The 21,272-nt window shown below is 37.9% G+C and carries 16 protein-coding genes; 12 read left to right on the forward strand and 4 right to left on the reverse strand.

The window, feature by feature from the left end; all coding sequences use genetic code 11:
- Nucleotides 1–4: 4 nt before the first annotated feature.
- On the reverse strand, nucleotides 5–901 hold the full coding sequence (locus tag LCP48_RS01880) for a TetR/AcrR family transcriptional regulator (RefSeq protein ID WP_004227724.1): 897 nt from the start codon (nucleotides 899–901) through the stop codon (nucleotides 5–7).
- A gap of 158 nt (nucleotides 902–1,059) precedes the next feature.
- On the opposite strand from LCP48_RS01880, the gene LCP48_RS01885 reads away from it, so the two are divergent.
- The 12 genes from LCP48_RS01885 (at nucleotide 1,060) to LCP48_RS01945 (ending at nucleotide 16,643) form a co-directional block, all read left to right on the forward strand.
- On the forward strand, nucleotides 1,060–2,574 hold the full coding sequence (locus tag LCP48_RS01885) for an MDR family MFS transporter (protein WP_225340615.1): 1,515 nt from the start codon (nucleotides 1,060–1,062) through the stop codon (nucleotides 2,572–2,574).
- A 158-nt stretch (nucleotides 2,575–2,732) separates the two neighbouring features.
- Nucleotides 2,733–3,752: a serine hydrolase domain-containing protein gene (locus LCP48_RS01890; RefSeq protein WP_004227730.1), complete on the forward strand. Its 1,020-nt coding sequence runs from the start codon at nucleotides 2,733–2,735 to the stop codon at nucleotides 3,750–3,752.
- Nucleotides 3,749–5,062, forward strand: coding sequence for an ABC transporter substrate-binding protein (locus LCP48_RS01900; protein WP_404805646.1), 1,314 nt, complete (start codon nucleotides 3,749–3,751; stop codon nucleotides 5,060–5,062). Before LCP48_RS01890 ends, LCP48_RS01900 begins: the two co-directional genes overlap by 4 nt.
- Nucleotides 5,063–5,148: 86 nt before the next feature.
- The gene (locus tag LCP48_RS01905) at nucleotides 5,149–6,096 is read left to right on the forward strand and encodes a carbohydrate ABC transporter permease (RefSeq protein WP_004227732.1); all 948 of its coding nucleotides are present in this window, start codon (nucleotides 5,149–5,151) and stop codon (nucleotides 6,094–6,096) included.
- 12 nt (nucleotides 6,097–6,108) lie between these two features.
- Nucleotides 6,109–6,936, forward strand: coding sequence for a carbohydrate ABC transporter permease (locus tag LCP48_RS01910; protein WP_004227733.1), 828 nt, complete (start codon nucleotides 6,109–6,111; stop codon nucleotides 6,934–6,936).
- Complete coding sequence (locus LCP48_RS01915) at nucleotides 6,923–7,921, forward strand: N-acetylglucosamine kinase (RefSeq protein WP_216485458.1); 999 nt, start codon at nucleotides 6,923–6,925, stop codon at nucleotides 7,919–7,921. The genes LCP48_RS01910 and LCP48_RS01915 overlap by 14 nt, the downstream gene beginning before the upstream one ends.
- A 20-nt stretch (nucleotides 7,922–7,941) precedes the next feature.
- Nucleotides 7,942–8,847, forward strand: coding sequence for an N-acetylmuramic acid 6-phosphate etherase (murQ, locus tag LCP48_RS01920; protein WP_009373331.1), 906 nt, complete (start codon nucleotides 7,942–7,944; stop codon nucleotides 8,845–8,847).
- Between the two features lie 51 nt (nucleotides 8,848–8,898).
- Nucleotides 8,899–9,780, forward strand: a complete 882-nt coding sequence (locus LCP48_RS01925) for a MurR/RpiR family transcriptional regulator (protein WP_202342940.1) — start codon at nucleotides 8,899–8,901, stop codon at nucleotides 9,778–9,780.
- Between the two features lie 304 nt (nucleotides 9,781–10,084).
- Entirely contained in the window at nucleotides 10,085–10,591 is a 507-nt protein-coding gene (locus tag LCP48_RS01930; RefSeq protein ID WP_004227739.1) for a phage tail protein, read from the forward strand.
- A gap of 12 nt (nucleotides 10,592–10,603) precedes the next feature.
- The gene (locus LCP48_RS01935) at nucleotides 10,604–11,104 is read left to right on the forward strand and encodes a phage tail protein (RefSeq protein WP_004227740.1); all 501 of its coding nucleotides are present in this window, start codon (nucleotides 10,604–10,606) and stop codon (nucleotides 11,102–11,104) included.
- A gap of 22 nt (nucleotides 11,105–11,126) precedes the next feature.
- Nucleotides 11,127–11,651 (forward strand): phage tail protein, encoded by a 525-nt coding sequence (locus LCP48_RS01940; RefSeq protein ID WP_009373329.1) that lies wholly within the window; start codon nucleotides 11,127–11,129, stop codon nucleotides 11,649–11,651.
- A 48-nt stretch (nucleotides 11,652–11,699) separates the two neighbouring features.
- Entirely contained in the window at nucleotides 11,700–16,643 is a 4,944-nt protein-coding gene (locus LCP48_RS01945) for an S-layer homology domain-containing protein (RefSeq protein WP_225340617.1), read from the forward strand.
- A gap of 180 nt (nucleotides 16,644–16,823) precedes the next feature.
- Here LCP48_RS01945 and LCP48_RS01950 read toward each other — a convergent pair whose 3' ends face one another.
- From LCP48_RS01950 to LCP48_RS01960, 3 genes are all read right to left on the reverse strand, one after another.
- Entirely contained in the window at nucleotides 16,824–17,906 is a 1,083-nt protein-coding gene (locus tag LCP48_RS01950) for an ABC transporter ATP-binding protein (protein ID WP_004227743.1), read from the reverse strand.
- A gap of 106 nt (nucleotides 17,907–18,012) precedes the next feature.
- Nucleotides 18,013–18,873 (reverse strand): PucR family transcriptional regulator, encoded by an 861-nt coding sequence (locus LCP48_RS01955; RefSeq protein WP_004227745.1) that lies wholly within the window; start codon nucleotides 18,871–18,873, stop codon nucleotides 18,013–18,015.
- A gap of 141 nt (nucleotides 18,874–19,014) precedes the next feature.
- A complete protein-coding gene (locus LCP48_RS01960; RefSeq protein ID WP_004227747.1) occupies nucleotides 19,015–21,201 on the reverse strand; it encodes an MMPL family transporter in 2,187 nt (728 codons plus the stop codon).
- Nucleotides 21,202–21,272 lie beyond the last annotated feature (71 nt).

Below are 21,272 nucleotides of genomic sequence, written 5' to 3' on the forward strand. Positions count from 1 at the left end.
GCGTTCAGCGTTCAGCGGGCTGTTCAATTTTTACGTAACGCCATAAGTTATTGGCGATGTCACGGGCTTCTGCTATATGTTCAGTGCCGACGAAAGCCTTACGAAAAGGTGTAAGAAGTGATTCGATGATAAAAAGCTTTGGTTTTTCTTTCTGCAATTCTTCTAATAAGAATTGTGCATACTCCAAACCCTCCATAGTTTCATTATTTGATAATCCCTTTGTAAATCCTTGTAGTTGTTCAATAACCATTTCTTTTGTAACGGTCTTATAGTTCACGACATTTTGAATGGTATTAATCATTTCAACACTTACGATAATCTCTTTCGACTCAAGCATAGTGGGTATAATAACGCTAATATTACGCAATGCTACACGTACAATAGCTTCTCGATTGATATATTTATAATCGGCAATAAAGACAGCGCGTAGAGTGAGGTTAATCATTCCAAGTGTTTGAACTGCACATTCATAGCTAATAGGGCTAATCTCTTCTCCAAAGACTTGTACTAGACGATTGGCGAGCCATTCTAGTTCTTGTAAATGGTAATTAATAATAATTTTTTTTAGTTCTTTATCTCTTGATTGGAAGATGGATTCGAATATCTGTACTAAATTATGTTCACGATTGACATACATGAGAACAGCGACTTGCTGCGTCAATACCTCTAAATCTGTAGGGTCTTTGCCATAAATGAGCTCGTGGCGACGATTACTGGCTTCTTCACGACCTTCATCTAAAATGGCGATTAAGCATTCATTTTTCGAAGTAAAATGATTATAAAATGTACCTTTAGAGATTTTAGCTGCATTGATGATGTCATTAATCGATGTATCTAGAAAGCCTTTTTCAATAAAAAGTTCACGTGCTGCTGTTATAATTTGTCTTTTTCTTTTGTTCATAACCTCACCTTTTTTTATAATATTATACTCTTATTCTACACTTGAAACGCTTATATATCAACGTTTATAAAAAATATAAACTTATTTGTTGAAAAAAGTAGACTACGAGTATAAAATAAGTTTTATCGTAAAACACAAGAAAGAATTGAGGGATATAAATGAATAGTGAGCAAACAATGAAAAAGCCCCCTTATGGCATGATAGCTATTCTATTTGTGGGTGCTTTTGTTGCTTTTCTAAATAACACATTGTTGAATGTGGCATTACCAACAATCATGAAAGATTTTGGGATCAACTATTCAAAAGTACAATGGTTAGCAACAGGGTATATGCTTGTGAGCGGTATTTTAGTGCCTGCTTCAGCATTTTTTGTGACACGTTTTAAAAATAGGCATTTATTTATTACAGCGATGTCTATCTTTACAATTGGAACAATTATGGCAGGTTTCGCTCCTAATTTTGGCGTGCTGGTAGCAGGTCGTATGGTGCAAGCAGCAGGAGCTTCTAGTATGTCACCACTTTTAATGAACGTTATGCTAACAAGTTTCCCGAAAGAAAAGCGTGGAGCAGCAATGGGGATCTTTGGTTTAGTTATGATTATGGCGCCAGCAATTGGTCCTACATTATCAGGGTATATTGTGGAACATCATGATTGGCGTATGCTTTTCCAAATGATTATTCCATTTGCTTTAATTAGTTTATTATTTGGCGTTTGGAAACTAAGAAACGTGATGGAGACACGTGAAGTTCACTTAGATTTCCTTTCAGTACTTTTATCAACAGTTGCATTTGGTGGTATTTTATACGGCTTTAGTACAGCAGGGGATAAAGGTTGGTCAAGTCCGTGGGTATATGGCACGATTACAATCGGCTTCATTGCTTTAGTTATTTTCGTTGTTAAACAGTTGAAAATGGATGAGCCATTATTGGAATTACGTATCTATAAATATCCAATGTTTGCTTTAGGGTCAGTTATCTCAGTTATTGTCTCTATGGCAATGTTCTCAGGGATGATTTTAACACCAGCATATGTACAGTCTATCCGTGGTATCGAACCATTTGAAGCAGGCTTGATGATGCTTCCAGGGGCACTTGTCATGGGGATTATGTCACCAATCACTGGTAAGCTTTTCGATAAATTTGGTCCACGTGTGTTGGCCATTATTGGATTAACGATTACAACAATCGCAACATTCGGTTTAACAAAGCTAGAAATTGATTCAAGCTACACATTTATCGTATCGATGTACACAATCCGTATGTTCGGTATGTCTATGGTCATGATGCCTATTATGACAAACGGTTTAAACCAACTACCACAAATGATGAATCCACATGGTACAGCTATTAACAACACATTACAGCAGGTATCAGGAGCAATTGGTAGTGCAATTTTAGTTACATTCATGAATAATCGTACAAAAGCCAAAGCTGAGGAATTAATTGTCGAGGCAAAAGCAAATGCGGCACAAGCAGGGGCAGCACCTACAGCTGAGCAAATGCAACAAATGCAAGATCAAATTATGCAAACGGCCTTATTAGATGGTATTACACACTCATTCTTAATTGCCGCTGGTATAACAGTAATTGCAGTCGTGCTTGCATTCTTCTTAAAACGCGTAAAAGTTGAAAGCGCAGCAGCGTCAATGGATTTAAAAAAACCAACTAAATAATCAAAGTAGCCCTAGCCAGTAAATATTTACTGGCTAGGGCTTTTTTATTGAGTACACATGAAAAAAAATTTTAGGATTGGTGTTATTTTTCATCATTTTATTTTATATGATAATACTAATTTACAGAAAATTAAGATATTTAATAGTGAGGTGCTTCCTTGGTAGATGCATATATAACTGGCTTAGTGAAAGAACAGAAAATTCCAGGTGCTGTATTAATTGTTCAGCAGCAAGAAAGAAGGCTATTTTCAGGCAATTATGGAGCTTATACAGCTGTGGATGGCAGCGAGCAAGCTATTTTAAGTAATACGTTGTTTGATTTAGCCTCCTTAACAAAAGTTGTCGCAACACTCCCGGCTGTTTTACTCCTGATCAGTCGAAATCAAGTTTATATAACAGATCCAGTTCAAACCTATTTGCCTGATTTTAAATATCCCCTTATTACAATCCAGCATTTATTGCAGCATTGCTCAGGATTGCCAGCAGATTTAACACCTGTAGTTAAGAGACATCATAAGCGTGACATCCTTCAGGAGGTACTGGCAAGTGATGTAGTATGGCAGCCAAATGAACAAGTGCAATATAGTGATTTAGGTATGATTATTCTAGGAAAGGTGATTGAGAAAGTTACTGGCATTTCATTAAAAAGTTTTGTAGAGCAAGCGGTTTTTAAGCCATGGGGCATGCATCATACATCTTTTCAACTGCCTGTGCATACAAGAAGGCTTGCAGCATCTACAGAAATGGTGGCAGGTCAATTTGTGCAGGGAATAGTCCATGATGAGAAAGCTTTATTACTAGATGGTATTGCTGGTAGCGCAGGTTTATTTTCATGTGTAGAGGATTTAGCAAAGTATGCGGAAATTTGGTTGGGGATCAAGCACCAAAGTGTGATTCCATATGAATGGTTAGAGCTTGCCTATACGGAAACTTTTAAAACGAGGGGTCTTGGGTTTGAAGTATGGGGAGGTGAAGAAGCATCATTTTGTTTTGGTAGGAGGTGGAGCAAGGGTTCATTTGGTCATACAGGATTTACAGGCACGAGCATTTGGATGGACCCTGTAAAAAAGGCATTTGTCATTTTACTAACGAATGCTGTGCATTATGGGAGAAATACAAACATGGGAAGGATTAGAGAGAAGCTTCATACGATGATTTATGAAAAATTACTGATATGAAGGGTGGATCTGCTGGTATGAGACAAAAGAGTAAATGGTTATTGCTGCTTCTTTTATTACTCGTTGTGGGTTTAGTAGGCTGTAACACGAATGAGAAAATAACGACCTCAACAACACCTGATAATAAAGAGAAACCGAAAACTGAAGAGGTTTCGCTAACAATAGGGAGTTGGCGCACAGAAGATGTTGCCAAGTATGAAAAAGTGATTGCTTTATTCAATGAACAACATCCTGAAATACATATTTCATTTAACCCAACTAAAAATACTGAATATAATACAGTCCTCAATACAGCATTACAGGCTGGAGAGGGTCCAGATATTTTTCACTTACGTCCTTATGCAGCTGGATTGAAGCTTGCAGAGGCAGGTTATGTTGAGAAGATAAACGGCTTAAATGGATTGAATGTATTTCCTGAAGAAGCATTAAAGGCATCTCGCGATGACGAAGGGAATCAGTACGGTGTACCAATTAACTTAAGCTCTACACAATTTTTCTATAATAAGAAGATTTTTAAAGATAATAATCTTGACATTCCTACTACATGGGATGAATTCATGGCATTAAATGATCAATTATTAGTAAAGGGTATTACACCAATTGCAATGGGTACAAAAGAAGGCTGGCTATTATCTTTGCTACACGGTATTGTCGGTCCTGCTGTTTATGAGGGTAATGACTTTTATCAAGCAGTGCTCGCAGGAGAAAAGGATTTTACAGATCCGCAGTTTATTGAATCCATTCAAGTAATGAATGACTTGAAAAAGTATTTTCCTGTCAATTCTGAAGGCTTAGGAATGGATGATATCCGTACTTTGTTTGCGCTAGAAGACGCGGCTATGTTCCCGTTAGGTAGCTGGGAAATTCCTGTTGTATTAGAAATGAATCCAGATTTAGATTTAGGTTATTTTCCTATTCCATCTAAAGAGAGTAATACAACAGTGACGACTTGGGTAGATGGTTCATTTGCGATCAATGCTAATTCGAAAAATAAAGAAGCAGCTAAAGTATTTTTAGAATTTTTAACAACTAAGGAGTTTGGCGATTTGTTTGTAAAAGAGTTTTCTATGATCAGCGCTATTCCAGGTATTACCTCTGACGATGCATTGTTAAATGCTATTAGTCAATCAACTGCAAATGAAGCAACGCCATATATGTGGGTAACTAATTTTACTGGTGGGGACCCAACAACAAAGAGCTTGCTTGAAAGTGAGCTACAAGGCATGTATTTAGGTCAAGTAACGCCTGAAGAGGTTGCCACAAAAGTACAGGAAAACGCTAAAACTTGGTTTACGCCATTTCAAAAATAGTGAAAGCTTCAAGTCAGCAGACCCCTAAAGTGTTATAAGGAGTTTAGGGGTCTTGTTGTTTCATGATTAGTAAAAGGAGGCTACTCATGATAAGAGAATATACAGCTTCATCAGTTAGAAGGAGGAAATCTAGAATAAGATGGACTATCCATCTTTTTCCTATCCCTGCGCTGATAATCTATGGGTTGTTTGTGCTTTATCCGATAATAGCGGCCTTATCCTATAGTTTTTTTGAATGGAAAGGGATGGCTCGTGGCGATTTTATTGGTTTCCAAAATTTTGTGACTCTTTTTACGACAGAACCCTATGGCTCTATGTTTTGGAACGCCTTTAAACATAATGTCCTCTATTTTGTTGTGCAAATGATTGTTATGAATGGATTAGCCTTTTTTCTTGCCTTTATTATTTATCAAAAAATTAAAGGAGCAGAGTTTTTTAAGGCTGCTTTCTTTCTACCGCGTTTATTATCAGTTATTGTTGTAGGTTTCTTATGGAAGCTCATTCTCAATCCTAATTTTGGTACTTTAAATGTCATTTTGGAGAAATTAGGTCTTGAGACCTTACAAAAGGCTTGGCTTGGGGATCCCAAAACGGCATTAATCGCCATTATTTTAGTCAATTGTTGGTTTGGATTAGGTTTTGGTGTCTTAATTTTTCTTGCTGGCTTTCAAGGGATCCCAAGTGAGTTAGTCGAAGCTGCAAAGTTGGATGGCGCTAAGGGCTTTACTTTATTACGTACGATTTACTTACCTTTAATGGTGCCATCAATAATGATCATGGGCATTTTAACATTTATCCAGTCGTTTGAAGCATTTGAATTAGTATATGCAATGCAGGGCTCCATGGGAGAGCCTTACTATTCTACAGATACGTTAGCAGTGTTTTTTTATCGCTTAGCATTTGGTAGCTCTACCGCTTCTGGCACAACAGCTATTGGGTTGGGTTCGGCGTTGGCTACAGTACTATTCTTATTTATATTAGTTTGTACCACGCTATTTTTACGCTTTGCCAATAAAAGGGATGTTCAAATGTAAGGGGTGAGTCTAGTGAAGCAAGGCGCTATTTGGGTTCGACCATTTTATTATCTTGTGGTGTTTACGGTGGCGACCATTAGTTTATATCCAATTTTGTTAATGATTTTATCTTCATTTAAAAAGAGCGTGGACATCTATAAAAATCCATTGGGTTTACCGACTAGCTTTAGCTTAGATACTTACCGTACATTATTAGCAAAAATTCCATTTACCACGTACTTTCTAAACAGTCTATTTGTCAGTATTGTATCTGTTGTACTAATAGTGGTTGTTTGTTCACTTGCTGCATTTTATATTGCTCGCTTTAAATTCTCTTGGAATCAGGCATTGTTCTTTATTTTTTTATTAGGCATGATGATTCCTATAAAGTTGGGGATTGTACCGCTCTTTATTTTAATGCGTGATTTAGGGCTGATAAATTCCTTATGGTCTTTAATTTTGATGAACATGGCGACAGGTATTCCACTATCCATGCTGATCTTAACTGGCTTTTTTAAAACGATGCCTTATGAATTGGAGGAAGCAGCCCGTATAGATGGGGCGGGGAACTTAAGGGTTCTTTGGCATGTAATGTTACCGTTAATGAGACCTGCACTTGGAACAGTGGTGATTATAAATTTTATTGCTTCATGGAATGATTTCTTCTTTCCTCTTATTTTTATTACAGAAAAAATGAAACGGACAATACCTGTTGGAATGATGTCACTTTTTGGGGAGCATTCGGCAGATTGGGGCTCTCTTTTTGCAGGTTTAACATTAGCTTCATTACCAATGATCCTATTATTCTTTATTGCCTCAAAGCAATTTATGGAGGGACTGACGGCTGGTGCCATTAAATAGGCAATACATTATTGGGGTCGATGGTGGTGGGACGAGAACCCGTGCAGTGATTGGGACAAGAAATGGGGAAGTGCTAGCTTTTGTTGAAGGAGCTGGAACGAATATAAAATCAACCCCACCAGACGAGGTAAGGCTACATATTATCAAGCTCCTTGCCACATTACTACAAAAGATAGATGCAACAAATAATGATATTGCTGCGGTGTTCTTATGTGTGGCAGGGGGCGATCGCCAATTAGATAAAGAACGCTGGGAGCAATGGATTAGCTTCCTTTTCCCTGCTAGCTCCTGTAAGATAACCATCACCAATGATGCGGTAGCGGCACTTACTAGCGGCACATATACACAGCAAGGGCTCGTTGTGATAGCAGGAACGGGTTCCATCGTATATGCGGTTGGAAAAAATCATCAAGTTAGTCGTGTTGGAGGATGGGGTTATTTATTAGGAGATGAGGGCAGTGGGTACTATATTGGGCAAGAGGCCTTGCGATTGATTACGCGACATTATGATGCTATTGGCGTGAATGAGGATCTGTTTACTGCGACTATTTTGGAGCAGCTAGCGTTAAAAGATCCTAATGAAATTATTACGCGTGTTTATGAGCATCCACAGCCACGTGTACTCATAGCCTCTATAGCTCGTGTAGTGTTGTGTTTAGCAGAGCAAAATAATGATAGGGCACAAAAAATTATTGAACACGCTACACATCATTTAACTCAATTTATCCAAATAATGTTAAAAAATGAGCCGCAGCTAAAAGGTGACTCTATTGTCCTATGTGGAGGTTTATTCGAAAATTTTTATTTTGTTCAATGCTTTCGAGAAAGATTACAGCTTGCTAAAATACTTAATCGACTAATACAACCAGAGGTGCCACCTGTTATAGGAGCTTTCGTTAATGGACTTCTCAGTGAAGGAATTCCAATCACAGAGGCTTTACAACAAAAGGTAAAAGGAACTTGGATGAGTATCCATGAAAAATAGTATGGAGGGATTTGATTTCAATGGAACGAATGACAAAACTGACGACTGAAGGCTATCATCCAGATACGACAAACCTAGACTTAATGTCCACTATTGAAATTGTAAAGCTGATGAATGAAGAGGATAAAAAAGTACCATTAGCCATAGAAAAGGTTTTACCTGAAATCGAGCAAGCTATCACAGCTGTTGTGCATGCACTAAAGAATGGCGGTAGATTATTTTATGTTGGTGCAGGGACAAGTGGGCGAATTGGTTTGCTAGATGCCGTAGAATGTCCACCTACATTTAGTACGTCACCAAAGCTTGTGCAGGCAATATTGGCTGGAGGAGCAGATGCAGTAATGATTGCCATAGAAGGTGCAGAAGATGATCTTTCATTAGGAGAGGTTGAACTACAGAAACACCAGCTAACAGACCAAGATGTAGTAATAGGGATTGCAGCAAGCGGTCGAACGCCTTTTGTCAAAGGGGCATTAAACTATGCTCAACAACTAGGGGCAAAAACAATCAGCTTAGTCAGCAACGCTCATTCTATTATTAGTAAGCATGCAGATATTGCTATAGAGGTGATTACAGGACCAGAAATTTTAACAGGTTCTACAAGACTAAAGGCTGCAACAGCTCATAAACAAATATTAAATATGATTACAACGACAACCATGATTAAGCTTGGAAAGGTCTATAAAAATTTAATGGTGGACGTTCATGCTAGTAATTTTAAATTGCGTGAGAGAGCCAAACAAATCGTCTGTGAGGTAACGGGTGTTTCTTATAGTCAGGCTGAAAGTGTTCTAGAGCAAAACAATTATCAAGTAAAGCTCGCGATTGTGGTGCTACTAACGAATGCAACGATTGAAGAGGCAAAGGAATTACTTGCTCAATCAGAAGGGCATGTGCGTAGAGCGGTGGCACTAAAGAAATATTGAGGAAAGAGGTGCGTGGATAACTTCCTTTTATCTAGAGATGGAGCTGGAAAAATGGAAAAAATAAATGCGGGTTTAATTATGCTTGCTGAAATGTGCGAAAAGCTTCCACTCTCCGAAAAAAAGGTGGCCAGCTATATATTAGCACACCCAACACAGGCTATAAAAATGACAGCGGTTGAACTAGGAGAGGCAAGTCAAACAAGTAGTGCCGCAGTTATTCGGCTGTGTAAATCGTTAAATATTAGTGGTGTTCAAGAGCTGAAATTGCGCATTGCTGGTGATTTACAACATGCTAAAACTGAAGATCGGGATATTGAGGCGAATGAAGCGTTGCCATCGATTGTAGAGAAGGTAACGATGCAAAGTAGTGAAATTTTGACACAAACAGCTAATTTAATCGATATTGCTGAATTAGAACGTGCCATAACGGCCTTATCACAAGCCGATAAAATTATATTTTTTGGAGTGGGTGCATCAGGTATAGCAGCAATGGATGCAGATCAAAAATTTTTACGAATCAATAAAAATAGTAGGGCATTTGTAGATTTGCATTTAGGAGCTACAGCCGTTGTCAATACACAGAAGGGGGATGTGGTAGTAGGTATCTCCTTCTCAGGGGAAACGCATGAAGTGGCTAAAATCCTTGAAATAGCTAGCCAAACACCAGCCACTACAATCAGTTTAACACGCTATGGTAGTTCACTAGTGTCTAGCCTAGCAGACATTTGTTTATATGTATCTCCCAATGTTGAAGCTACCTTTAGAAGTGGTGCCACTTCCTCACGTCTAGCGCAGTTACTTGTCATTGACATTTTATTTATGGGAGTAGTGACGAGTGCCTATGAGGAGACAGTGGATCATTTAGATGAAACACGTTCAGTTATTCAAAGGCTGCATAAAAAAGTGGCTAAACGAAAAAATAAAATAAAATAAAAACATATTAAAGTTTGTATGTTCAGACTGTAGACAAAAGCTATCGAGAAGTTTCTCTCGATAGCTTTTGAATTTTTCTTTCTCAGAAATAAAACGAATTCAGGTTTGGAGGTAGATAGTTAGATGTAATATCAATACCCACTTTTCTGAAATCTTTCTTATAAGCAACAATATTGTATTGATATTTTGGATTAAATGGTAGGTGAGTTAGTCCGTTTTGGAAAAAATATATTTTTTAACCTAATTTTAACCTTGTTATTGTAATGTGCTAGGTAAAGCAATATTTTGTAAGGAGGTTTTAAGGATGGAACAATATGTCGGAGAAATTCGATTATTTGCTGGTGATTATGCCCCGGATGGCTGGGCTCTTTGTAATGGTCAACTATTATCCATTTCCGAAAATGAAATACTTTTTTCTCTGATTGGCACAACCTATGGGGGAGACGGACAAACGACCTTTGCATTACCCAATTTTCAAGGCAGGGTTGTTGTACATCAAGGACAGAATCCAATGACTGGCACTACCTTTGTCAATGGTCAAATGGGAGGAGTGGAATCTGTCACTTTAATCTCATCACAGCTTCCTGCACATACACATCAGGTAAAGGCATCTTCTCTTGATGGCACAACACCCAGTCCAGAAAATGCTGTTTGGGCAAAAGATATACAATATTCGACACAACCACCAAATGGCACAATGAATGCCGCCATCATTTCAAGTGTTGGAGGAAATACACCTCATGACAATGTAATGCCATTTTTGACAATTAGTTATATTATTGCGCTTTACGGTATGTATCCAATGGAATAGGAGGTATGAAGGATGAGCGAACCATATGTAGGTGAAATTCGATTGTTTGGCTTTGGTACAGTTCCGAGGGGCTGGGCACGATGCGATGGGCAAGTATTGCAAATTAATACAAACCAAGCTCTATATTCAATTTTAGGAGCAACTTATGGTGGTAATGGAACATCGACCTTTGCATTACCTGATTTAAGAGGCAGAGTTCCAGTTCATGTAAGTAGTAGTATCACACTTGGAAAAAAAGCAGGAGAAGAGGTACATGTATTAACAACTAATGAAATGCCAGCTCATACACATGTTGTCAATTGTAGCTCGGTAGGTGCTACGTTGAAAGAAGCTACTGGTAATGCATGGGGAACATCGACTAATAATATCTATTCAGTCAATCAACTGAATACTAATATGAACGCGCAAGCTTTGTCAGCGACAGGAAACTCACAGCCGCATCAAAATATGCAGCCTTACACTGTAGCAAATTACTGTATAGCTTTAGTCGGAATATATCCATCAAGAAACTAGGGACGAAAGGAGGTAGGAAAAAGTGTCAGAAGCATATATTGGGGAAATTAGAATATTTGGTGGTAATTTTGCACCAAGAGACTGGGCTTTATGCAATGGTCAGCTTATAAACATTGCTTCGAATAGTGCATTATATGCAATTTTGGGTACCAGATATGGAGGAGATGGAAAAACAACATTTGCTTTACCTAACTTAAATGGTAGGGCAGCTATTCATCAAGGAACTGGAGCAGGATTAACACCGAGAAGTGTTGGAGCATCTGGGGGTTCAGCTACTGTTACACTATTAACGACTCAAATGCCTAGTCATAATCATATAGCTACTTGTAACAATACTCAAACAACAAATAATGAGCCAACTGGAGCAATATGGACCGAACAACAAGGTAGAGGTTCTCTCCCGGTATACTCAACTTCTTTGAATACATCAATGAACGCCTTAGCTATTGATCAAACTGGGGGAAGTCAACCACATAACAATATGCAACCATATTTAGGACTGAGTTTTATTATTTGTTTATATGGGGATTGGCCTCCTAAGAGTTAATGATTCATTAAATGAAGGGTGTGAAACAACCAAGAAGGAGAATATTAAATGGGAAAAAAGATATTTACAATAACCTTATGTTTGATGTTAATCGCTTATAGTCAAATGGTAGGAATAGGGTTCGTGTCACCTTTAAAAGTGGAGGCGGCTGCATGCGATTCGCCAGATTTTCCAAGTTGTATACAGGATTTAACACAAGCTTCGTGGAAAGATGATACAAATAATGGCTTTGTAGTGAGTGGTATTCCTGGTGATGATGGTATTAATATATTCCAGTATAGCAATGGATCACAATTTCCAGCTGGTTATTATTTTGATGCAGATGAACATTCCCCACCAAAATCAATTAGAATTTCTGCTGGAGAAAGCTTTGCAGGTGGTATCTTCGATTTAAAATCATTAAAAATTAATACGATTAATAAACACCCTGAAAACGATGCATTGTCCTTAACAATTCAAGGGTATGATGGAGCAGGAAACCCAAAAGGAAATCCAGTAACTTTTAAGACAGTTGCAAATCATGAGCCTATATATGATATTCCTATTAATATAGAGGGTATTAACTCATTTGTAATAACTGCGAGTGTTAAATTTATACCCGTTGTAAATGCGGGACTATGGGATTTAACTTTTACTCAATTTACGATTGATATCCCAAATAATAATCCGCCAACAATTACAAATGGTGCTATTGCTACCTCAAACATTACTACATCAGAAGTACAGTTGGGCTGGGCTAAAGCCTCTGATGATATAACAACACAAGGGGACTTAGAATATCGAGTCTATCAATCTAGTAGTAATAATATTGGTACGGTTAGTACAATTGAATCGAATGGGACACCGTTAGGCGGCTACACCAAAGATATTACTTCCTTTAATGTGGCAGGTCTTGCTGCCAATACTACCTATTATTTTAATGTCATTGTCAAAGATACTGATGGCAATAAGAGCGCATATATGATGCAGCAAGTAACAACCCTAGCATTAAATAAGCCACCGACATCCAGTAATGGAACCGTAAATGTAAATGAGGGTCAAGTGTATACATTTAATAATACTTCCTTTGCTTTTTCTGATGAAGATGCTGGAGATACTTTGCAACAGATTCAAATCTCTACAATCCCAAATAGCGGGCAGCTCTTCCTCGATAGCAATAATAATCAGCAATTTGATGGTGGGGAAGCTATTACAAATGGGATGACAATTAGTAAGGCTAATTTAGATGCTAGTAAATTAAAATATGTTACTGAAAATGGTTCTAATTCATTTTTTACATTTATGGTAAGCGATGGGGTTAATTATAGTACTAACTATACAATGAATCTAGTCGTCAATGCGCGTCCAGCAGTGACAATTACACCAAATAATTCTAGTCCAACAAATAGCAATCCAATTCTTATAACTATGGTATTCAGTGAGTCAGTGACAGGCTTTACAGTTGATGATATAGCTGTTACAAATGGAAATGCTACATTACTGACAGGAAGTGGTACCACATATACGGCACAAATATCACCTAGTGCAGATGGAGCTGTGAAAATCAAAATTCCTGAAAAGGTTGCTGCAAATAGCGGTGGTGCATTGAATAAAGCATCAAATGAATTACAAATAATCTATGACGGTACACCACCAACTAATATTGACCTTAATAATACTATAGTACAAGAAAATAAGCCGATTGGTACAACTGTTGGTACATTGACAGCAACAGATTCAGGAAGCTCACAAACATTCACGTATTCATTACAATCAGGGGATATGAGCTTCTTTACGATAAATGGAAATGTATTAAGAACCAATGCGCTGTTTGCATACGATACGAAAAATAGCTATAAGATTACAATCAGAGTAACAGATGAGGCTGGCAATACGTTGGATAAGGAGTTTACAATCCAGATTACTAAAAATCACGCACCAACAGGCTCTATCATTGTTAACAGTGGGCAAATCTCGACAAGTTCTATAAATGTTACCTTAACTTTGACGGCAACAGATTTAGAAGGAGAAGCAATAGAAATGCGCTTTTCGAATGATGGTATTACTTGGTCCAGTTGGGAGTCAAAAGTATCTACGAAAAGTTGGACATTGTCAAATGGAGAAGGTAGTAAAACAGTTTATATGCAACTAAGGGATACTGCTGGCAATATATCAAATGCATTCTCAGATACAATTGTTCTAGATACAACACCACCAGTCATAACAGGGGTTACAAATAACGGTGTTTATAACACTGACGTAACAATTAGTCTTAATGAAGGAACGGCTACCCTGAATGGAGCAGCTTTCACAAGTGGAGCCACTGTAAGTACATCTGGAAATTATACTTTAGTAGCAACAGATAGTGCAGGGAATACCACAACTATTACATTTGTGATTGATAAAGCTCTGCCAAAAGCTGTAGAGGTAAAGATCAAATCGAATAATCTGGATCCTACAAAGGCTAAGGCAGGAGATACGATCACCTTAACAATGAAAACAGATAAAAATATACAAGCACCTATAATTACCATTTTGGGGAAAGCTGCTATTGTAACAGGAGCATCCACAAACTGGCAGGCAACATATGTTATAGCCAATGGAGATTTAGAGGGAACAGCACCTTTTACAATTAACTTTAAAGATCTGTTAGGTAATTCGGCAATAGAGGTAAATGACGTAACTGATGGAAGCTATGTCATTGTCGATAGCGTAAAGCCAACAGTAAAAAAGGTGACAATGGCTTCAAATAATGCTAATCCAACAGTTGCTAAGGTAGACGATGTAATCACAATCGACTTTGAGACAAGTGAGGACATTCAATCACCAGATGTAACAATCCTAGGACAAACAGCAAATGTAAATGATAAAGGTGATGGGAATGCTAAAACATGGCAAGCAAGCTATACATTGAAATCTGGAGACGCAGAGGGACCCATTATCTTTACAATTGATTATCAAGATATAGCGGGGAATGAGGGCTTACAGGTAACAGAGGTTTCATCAGGAACAATTGTGATGTTTGATAAAAAGTCTCCTGAAATAACAACCTATTTCCCAGCGCATCAGGCAATTACTGTACAGCCTGCAGATAATCTTGTATTAACATTTGATGAAAAGGTCTTACCTGTAACTAGTAAAAATATTGTCATAAGAAATGCTACAGATAACCAAATTGTCGAAACAATTGCTGTTACACAAGCAAATGTTTCTGTTACTAATGAAACTGTGACAGTAGATCCTACATTGGATTTAGCCCATAACACCACTTACAGCATTCAAATTGACGCAGGTGCATTTACTGATGTAGCAGGTAATGCGTATAAAGGTATTACTAATAATACTTCCTGGAATTTTACAACTAGTGCACTGCAAACATATACGGTTACGTATGACAGTAACGGGTCTGATGGGGGGACAGTACCAACAGATTCAAAGCAGTATAAACATCAGGACACTATTTTAGTACTGGGCAATACAGGTAATCTAATGAAAGCAGGCTATACATTTGTAGGATGGAATACGAAGGCGGATGGAAAAGGTGTTACTTATAAAATTGGGCAAACGATTCAAATGGGGAAAGGGAATTTGATATTGTATGCTTTGTGGTCTAAAAACAATGTACCAGGAGATGGAGGATCATCAACGCCTAGTACACCAACACCTGATCCTGTTGCACCAAGTAATCAGCTAAAGATAAATGTTGTAGATCAAAGTATGCCAGATGATGTGCTCCTCCAAACCGTGTTAACACGTGTATTGAGTAACGGTAGCTTTCAAGATACAGTAAACTTTACAGTTGCAAATGCAAACGAATTTCTCCGGATCTTAGGGAATAAGGAAGATAAAAGATCTCGACTTGTGATCCCTAATTTGGAACCACCAGCAAGTGAAACAAAGGTGATACTTGAAAGAGATGCTGCTAAACGACTAATTGAGGGCAAATCACATTTTAGTATAGCCATGGGAATGGTCAAAATAGATGTTCCTTTTACTTCAATGAATGATTTCAATGAAGATATTTTCTTCCGAATTGTACCGATTAAGGATGCATTGCGGCAAAAAGCTATCGAGGATCGGGCTAAACAAGCTGAAATAGTTTTACAACAGGGTAATGGCGCTAATGTAAAACTCGTTGGTCAGCCAATATCTATCGACACAAATCTACAAAACCGTCAAGTAACATTGCTACTACCATTACCAGCGAATCTCACATCAGCTCAACGAGAAAATATCATGGTCTATGTAGAACATAGTAATGGAACAGCTGAAATAATACGTGGGCGTTTTGCAGAATTTACGAGAGGGCAAACAGGTATAGTATTTGATGTAGAGCACTTTTCTACATTTTCTCTACTTTATGTAGAACAACCGCAGGAAGAAGAGCAACCAGAGAAAGAACCAATAGAGGTAGACAGCACATTTTCTTCCTATATTCATGGCTATACAGATGGCACTTTCCGTCCGAATGCAAATGTCACTCGTGCCCAAATGGCAGCAATGTTGGCAAGAAACCTAAGTGACAATCATGTACCAGAAGCGCCTAACCTATTTTATGCAGATACAGCTACTTCATGGGCAAAAAACGATATTGAATATATTCGTACAGAAGGAATTATGCAAGGACATCATGATCGTTCATTCGGGCCGAATGAAATGATTACTAGAGCCCAAATGGCGGTTATTGCTGTAAGATGGATTGATAAGCAATGTGTAGAAGGGTCTACAGATACCTTGTATTGCGAAAAAACCACAAGTGGAGAAACATATCGTGATGTGGCGTTCTCACATTGGGCAGCAAAAGAAATCAGTCGCATAAGTGCGATAGGTATAATGGTTGGCTCAGGCAATGGTGAATTTAGACCTGAAGAGAAACTAACACGTGCACAGGCAGTAAAGGTACTGAATCGAATCTTTAATCGTCCAATACCAACTGAGGACACAGAACAAATCTTCAAGGATATACCTAAAGAGCATTGGGCTTACTTTGAGATTCAAGCCGCAGCAAAATAAGATTAATAGAATAAGCACGCTAGGTGATAATGCCTAGCGTGCTTTTAATTCGTTTGAAGAAATCAATTAATTTCTTATTTAAATGTACCAGATGTAAGTTTGAATATAAATTTGATTGCCATCAATGGGATATACAGCTGGCTTTCTCTTCTAGAACTCGTGGATTCGAGCATGCATGCTTCAAAGACGTTCCTCTGTTTGAGGATCGAAGAAATGAATCTTTTCTTCCTTCATAACTAGGAAAACCTTGTCGGATGGATGCAAATTGTTATCAGCCTGTACTCGAGCAATAAAATTTTGATTCGCTAAAGAACAATAGAGATAAGTTTCTGCTCCGAGTAATTCTGCAACATCAATTGTTGCAGTGAAAGTGTAAGGGGAAATAACATCAGTCATTTGTAAATCCTCAGGTCGTATCCCCATAATAATCTCTTTCCCTAAATAATTTTTTTCCTTTAACATTGGTAAATGCATGGATGGGATAGGGAAGCTTTGCTCGCCTAAAAGGATCTCGGTATCTGTTAGACGACAGTGGAAGAGGTTCATGGATGGTGAACCAATAAAGCCTGCTACAAACATGTTTAGTGGTGTATTATATACTTCTTTAGGTGTCCCAATTTGTTGTATAAGGCCATCCTTCATCACTACCAGACGGGTAGCCATCGTCATAGCCTCTGTTTGGTCATGTGTGACATAGATCGTTGTCGTTTGAATTCGTTGATGGAGCTTCTGGATTTCTGCCCGCATTTGTACACGTAATTTGGCATCCAAATTCGAAAGAGGCTCATCCATTAAAAATACCTTAGCATCTCTGACAATTGCTCTTCCCAGTGCTACACGCTGACGTTGTCCACCAGATAGAGCTTTTGGTTTTCTTTTTAAATAATCCTCTAATCCTAAAATCTTAGCAGCTTCTTTAACACGACGATCTATTTCCTTTTTATCGACCTTTCGTAGCTTTAAGCTAAATGCCATATTATCATAGACTGTCATATGTGGATATAAAGCATAGCTTTGAAATACCATTGCAATGCTACGATCTTTCGATTCCACATCATTCATGAAAACATCGTCAATGTATAGTTCTCCCTTTGATATATCCTCTAAGCCAGCAATCATACGTAAAGTTGTGGTCTTACCACAGCCAGAAGGGCCTACAAATACAATGAATTCTTTATCATGGATATGCAAATTAAAATCAGTTACGGCTTGGATATTTTTATCGTAAATCTTATAGATATGCTCTAACCGTAATTCCGCCATATATACTGCACCCCTTTACAAGTCATAATTTCATTGTAAATGACTTTAGAATAGAGTGATATGGAAAGCTTGCACAGTGTTGAAGGCATAATTTGTGCAGTTTGTCTTAAAGTGATTCTAAGAAAATAATGGCAAGATAAACTTCTAGTCGATGGGAAAATTGCCGAATATCCTTTTGCGTCATTTGTTGAAATTTTTCTAGGCGATTTTGTAAGGTATTACGGTGCATATACATTTTTTTAGAGGCTAATGTAATATTTCCATCGCATTCAATCAATTTCTTGATTGTATGGAGTAATTCTGGCTGAGAAGTGGCTCTTTTTAGGATAGAGGAGATAAAAACCTCTTTCTCTTGATAGGCTAGATGCTGCGTTACATATGGCACTAAAAGCTCTTGCTGTGTGAGTATATGCTTTGGTGTATAAGTCCAAATGGATGGTAGAAGGTGAACATACCAGTTAAATCGTTCCTTGGTCGTGGTGATGTTGTGTATAATATCAGAAACAAAAATCTTAAAATGAGTCTCTAAGTCTGCCATTAGGGGATTAACATAATGAGCCAAATCTAAGAACTCATTGCAGTCGATACATTCGATTATGACAAATAATTGTGGTTGAAGCGATAGCAGTATAATATCCTTCCCAAGTAAAGCTTCAAAGATTGAACGCAATAATGTAGATGTGGTAAAGTCTTTATCAAAATGAAGAAATAACAAACGATGCATAGGAAGAGTAGTTGGAGCAATATCTGTTTTATCTGTTAAATAATCAAGCCAAACTATATCATAGTTATCGGATAAGACAGTGGGTTCTGAGAATATTCGCAATAGCTCATATTCATTTTGTGTCATTGTGTGTATTGGAATTTCGTAAAGCTGATTGTCAAAATTAAATACATAATTTCCATCAGTTCTACCTGAGAAGGGGCTTAATAATGGGAAACGTTGCTGTAATTTTTGAAGATCCATGCATGCCACTCCTTATTTAAATAGAATGTGATAAGGTCAATTTACTATCATTATATGATGAAATGCTTATAGTATTAATATAAAAAACACGGACATGAGCATGTATGACAATCATACCTAGCTAATGTCCGTGTTATCTATTTAGGCATCTTTTTTAAATAACTTACCTGGCCAGAAAGCGTATTTACCTAGTACTGTTGTGATAGCTGGTACAAGTAATGGTCGTACGATAAATGTATCGAGCAATACACCAATGGCTGTCACAACACCAAATTGAACAAGCACTTGAATCGGTAATGTTGCCAGCACCGCAAATGTACCTGCTAGGATGAGTCCAGCAGATGTAATAACGCTTCCTGTTCGGACAACACCTTCTTCTACAGCTGTTAAATGGTCAGTGGTTTTACGCTTTTTCCAAATTTCTGAGATCATAAAGATATTATAATCCTCTCCGAGAGCTACTAAGAACACGAAAGCATACAATGGAATAGCTCCAGAAATTGCTTCGGCCCCCATGATATGATGTAAAATTAACCATCCAGCGCCTAATGCCCCAAAATAAGAAATAATAACAGTGGCTAATAGATAAACAGTGGCTGTAATAGAACGTAAATAGACAAATAATAATAATGCAATTAAGGCAATCATGGTTGGCATGATTACTGTTTCATCTCGCTTAGTTATTTGTTGTGTATCATATTGACTAGCTGTTTCGCCACCAAGCCAAACATGTTTCTCAGCGTTGTTGAGACCTTGTGCCTCTAGTATTTTAATAACCTCTTTTTGTAGTTCAGGAATATGAGCTAATGACTCCTGTGCATAAGGGTTGGCATTGAAATTGAGTTCATACAAGTGTATATTCTTATTTTTTTCACCAATTTGTACATCTGCCACACTATCAATATAAGAGATAGCTTCAAGTTGTTGCTGGATATTGATATCAGTACCTTCTGTGTCGATTACTAATTGAACAGGTGCTAGTTCTCCAGGCGAAAAATTCTCCTCTATTAATGTAAATCCTTCTCTAGACGGCATATCTTTTGGGAAGGATGAAAGCAAATCAAATGTATATTGAATTCGCGGAACAAATGCCGCCAACCCTCCAAGCAAGATGACAGTTACAGCGATAACGACCCAAGGTTTATGGGTAACAAATTGACCAATTTTATGACTAATCTTATGTGAAGGCTTATGCTGTTTCTTGCCCTTTTTATTGGCCATTTCCTCCGTTCGAGGAGTGAAGGGGAAGAACGCTACTCGCCCAATAAGGACAAGAATTGCTGGTAGGACAACAAGTGCTGCGACCCCCATGACAAGCACACCAAAACTAAATGGTACGGCAAAGCGTTGAAATGCGCCATAATGGGCAAGACTAAGGGTCGCTAAACCTATAACCACTGTTAGGGCACTCATTAAAATAGCACCACCCGATTCTTTAACAGCTAGCTTCATTGCGACAGTCTTATCCTCAACATCAAAGAGTATTTCTCTATATTTTGAAATTAAAAATAAACAATAGTCAGTACCTGCACCGAAAAGTAAAACAGTCATAATGGAAACAGCCTGTGAATCTTTATCTATCCATCCCTGTTCAGCAAAAAAACCAAGTGTCGGGCTAATCACACCATAGGCAAGCCCTACAACAATTAAAGGAATAATAGCTAGCAATGGCGAACGATAAATAATAATAAGTAATACCAAAACGAGTAATACAGTTGCGATTAATAGCTTCACATCTGCTTGTGAAAATAAACTGACAGCATCAGTGGCAATTCCCACTGGTCCAGAATAGCGCACATGAAGTGCATCGCTTGATAATTTATCATCTAATTGGACTTGATAACCTTCCATTATTTTTGTCAGCTTATCTAAACTATCCTGTAGCATATCTGTAGCGACACCTTTTTCAAAAAACACCGGTGTAACAATTGTTGTACCATTTTCAGAAGCGGAAGCCATTAAAGCCTGAGGAGGCATTTGATCAAATGGTGGAACCATTGTTTGATGGGCTAAGGGCTTTGCTTGCAGCTCCTTGTATACACCCTGTATAGCCGAAAAATCATCAGGTGTTAAGCCATTTTCGCGATGCCACACCAACAATAGAGGTGTTCCAGCATCATTAGGAAATTGCTCTGCAATAATGGACGCAGCTTGCTCAGACATTTCTGTGTCAGGTAAGTTTTTGCCTGACTCACTTTCTATGCTATTGATTTGTGGCCAAGCAAATGAGAATACAACTACTAATAACACCCAAAAAGCTAGTGCTAATAATCTACCCTTTTTACTTGCAACCATTGAGCCCCATTGCTCAAGTGGATGTTTTTTCATCAAAAGACCCCCATTTCATGTAAGTGATTTAATTATATATACTAGAAGGTTAATTAATCAATCCATAAATA

Origin of the sequence: Lysinibacillus capsici, assembly GCF_020217405.1 — a bacterium.
GTDB lineage: Bacteria > Bacillota > Bacilli > Bacillales_A > Planococcaceae > Lysinibacillus > Lysinibacillus capsici.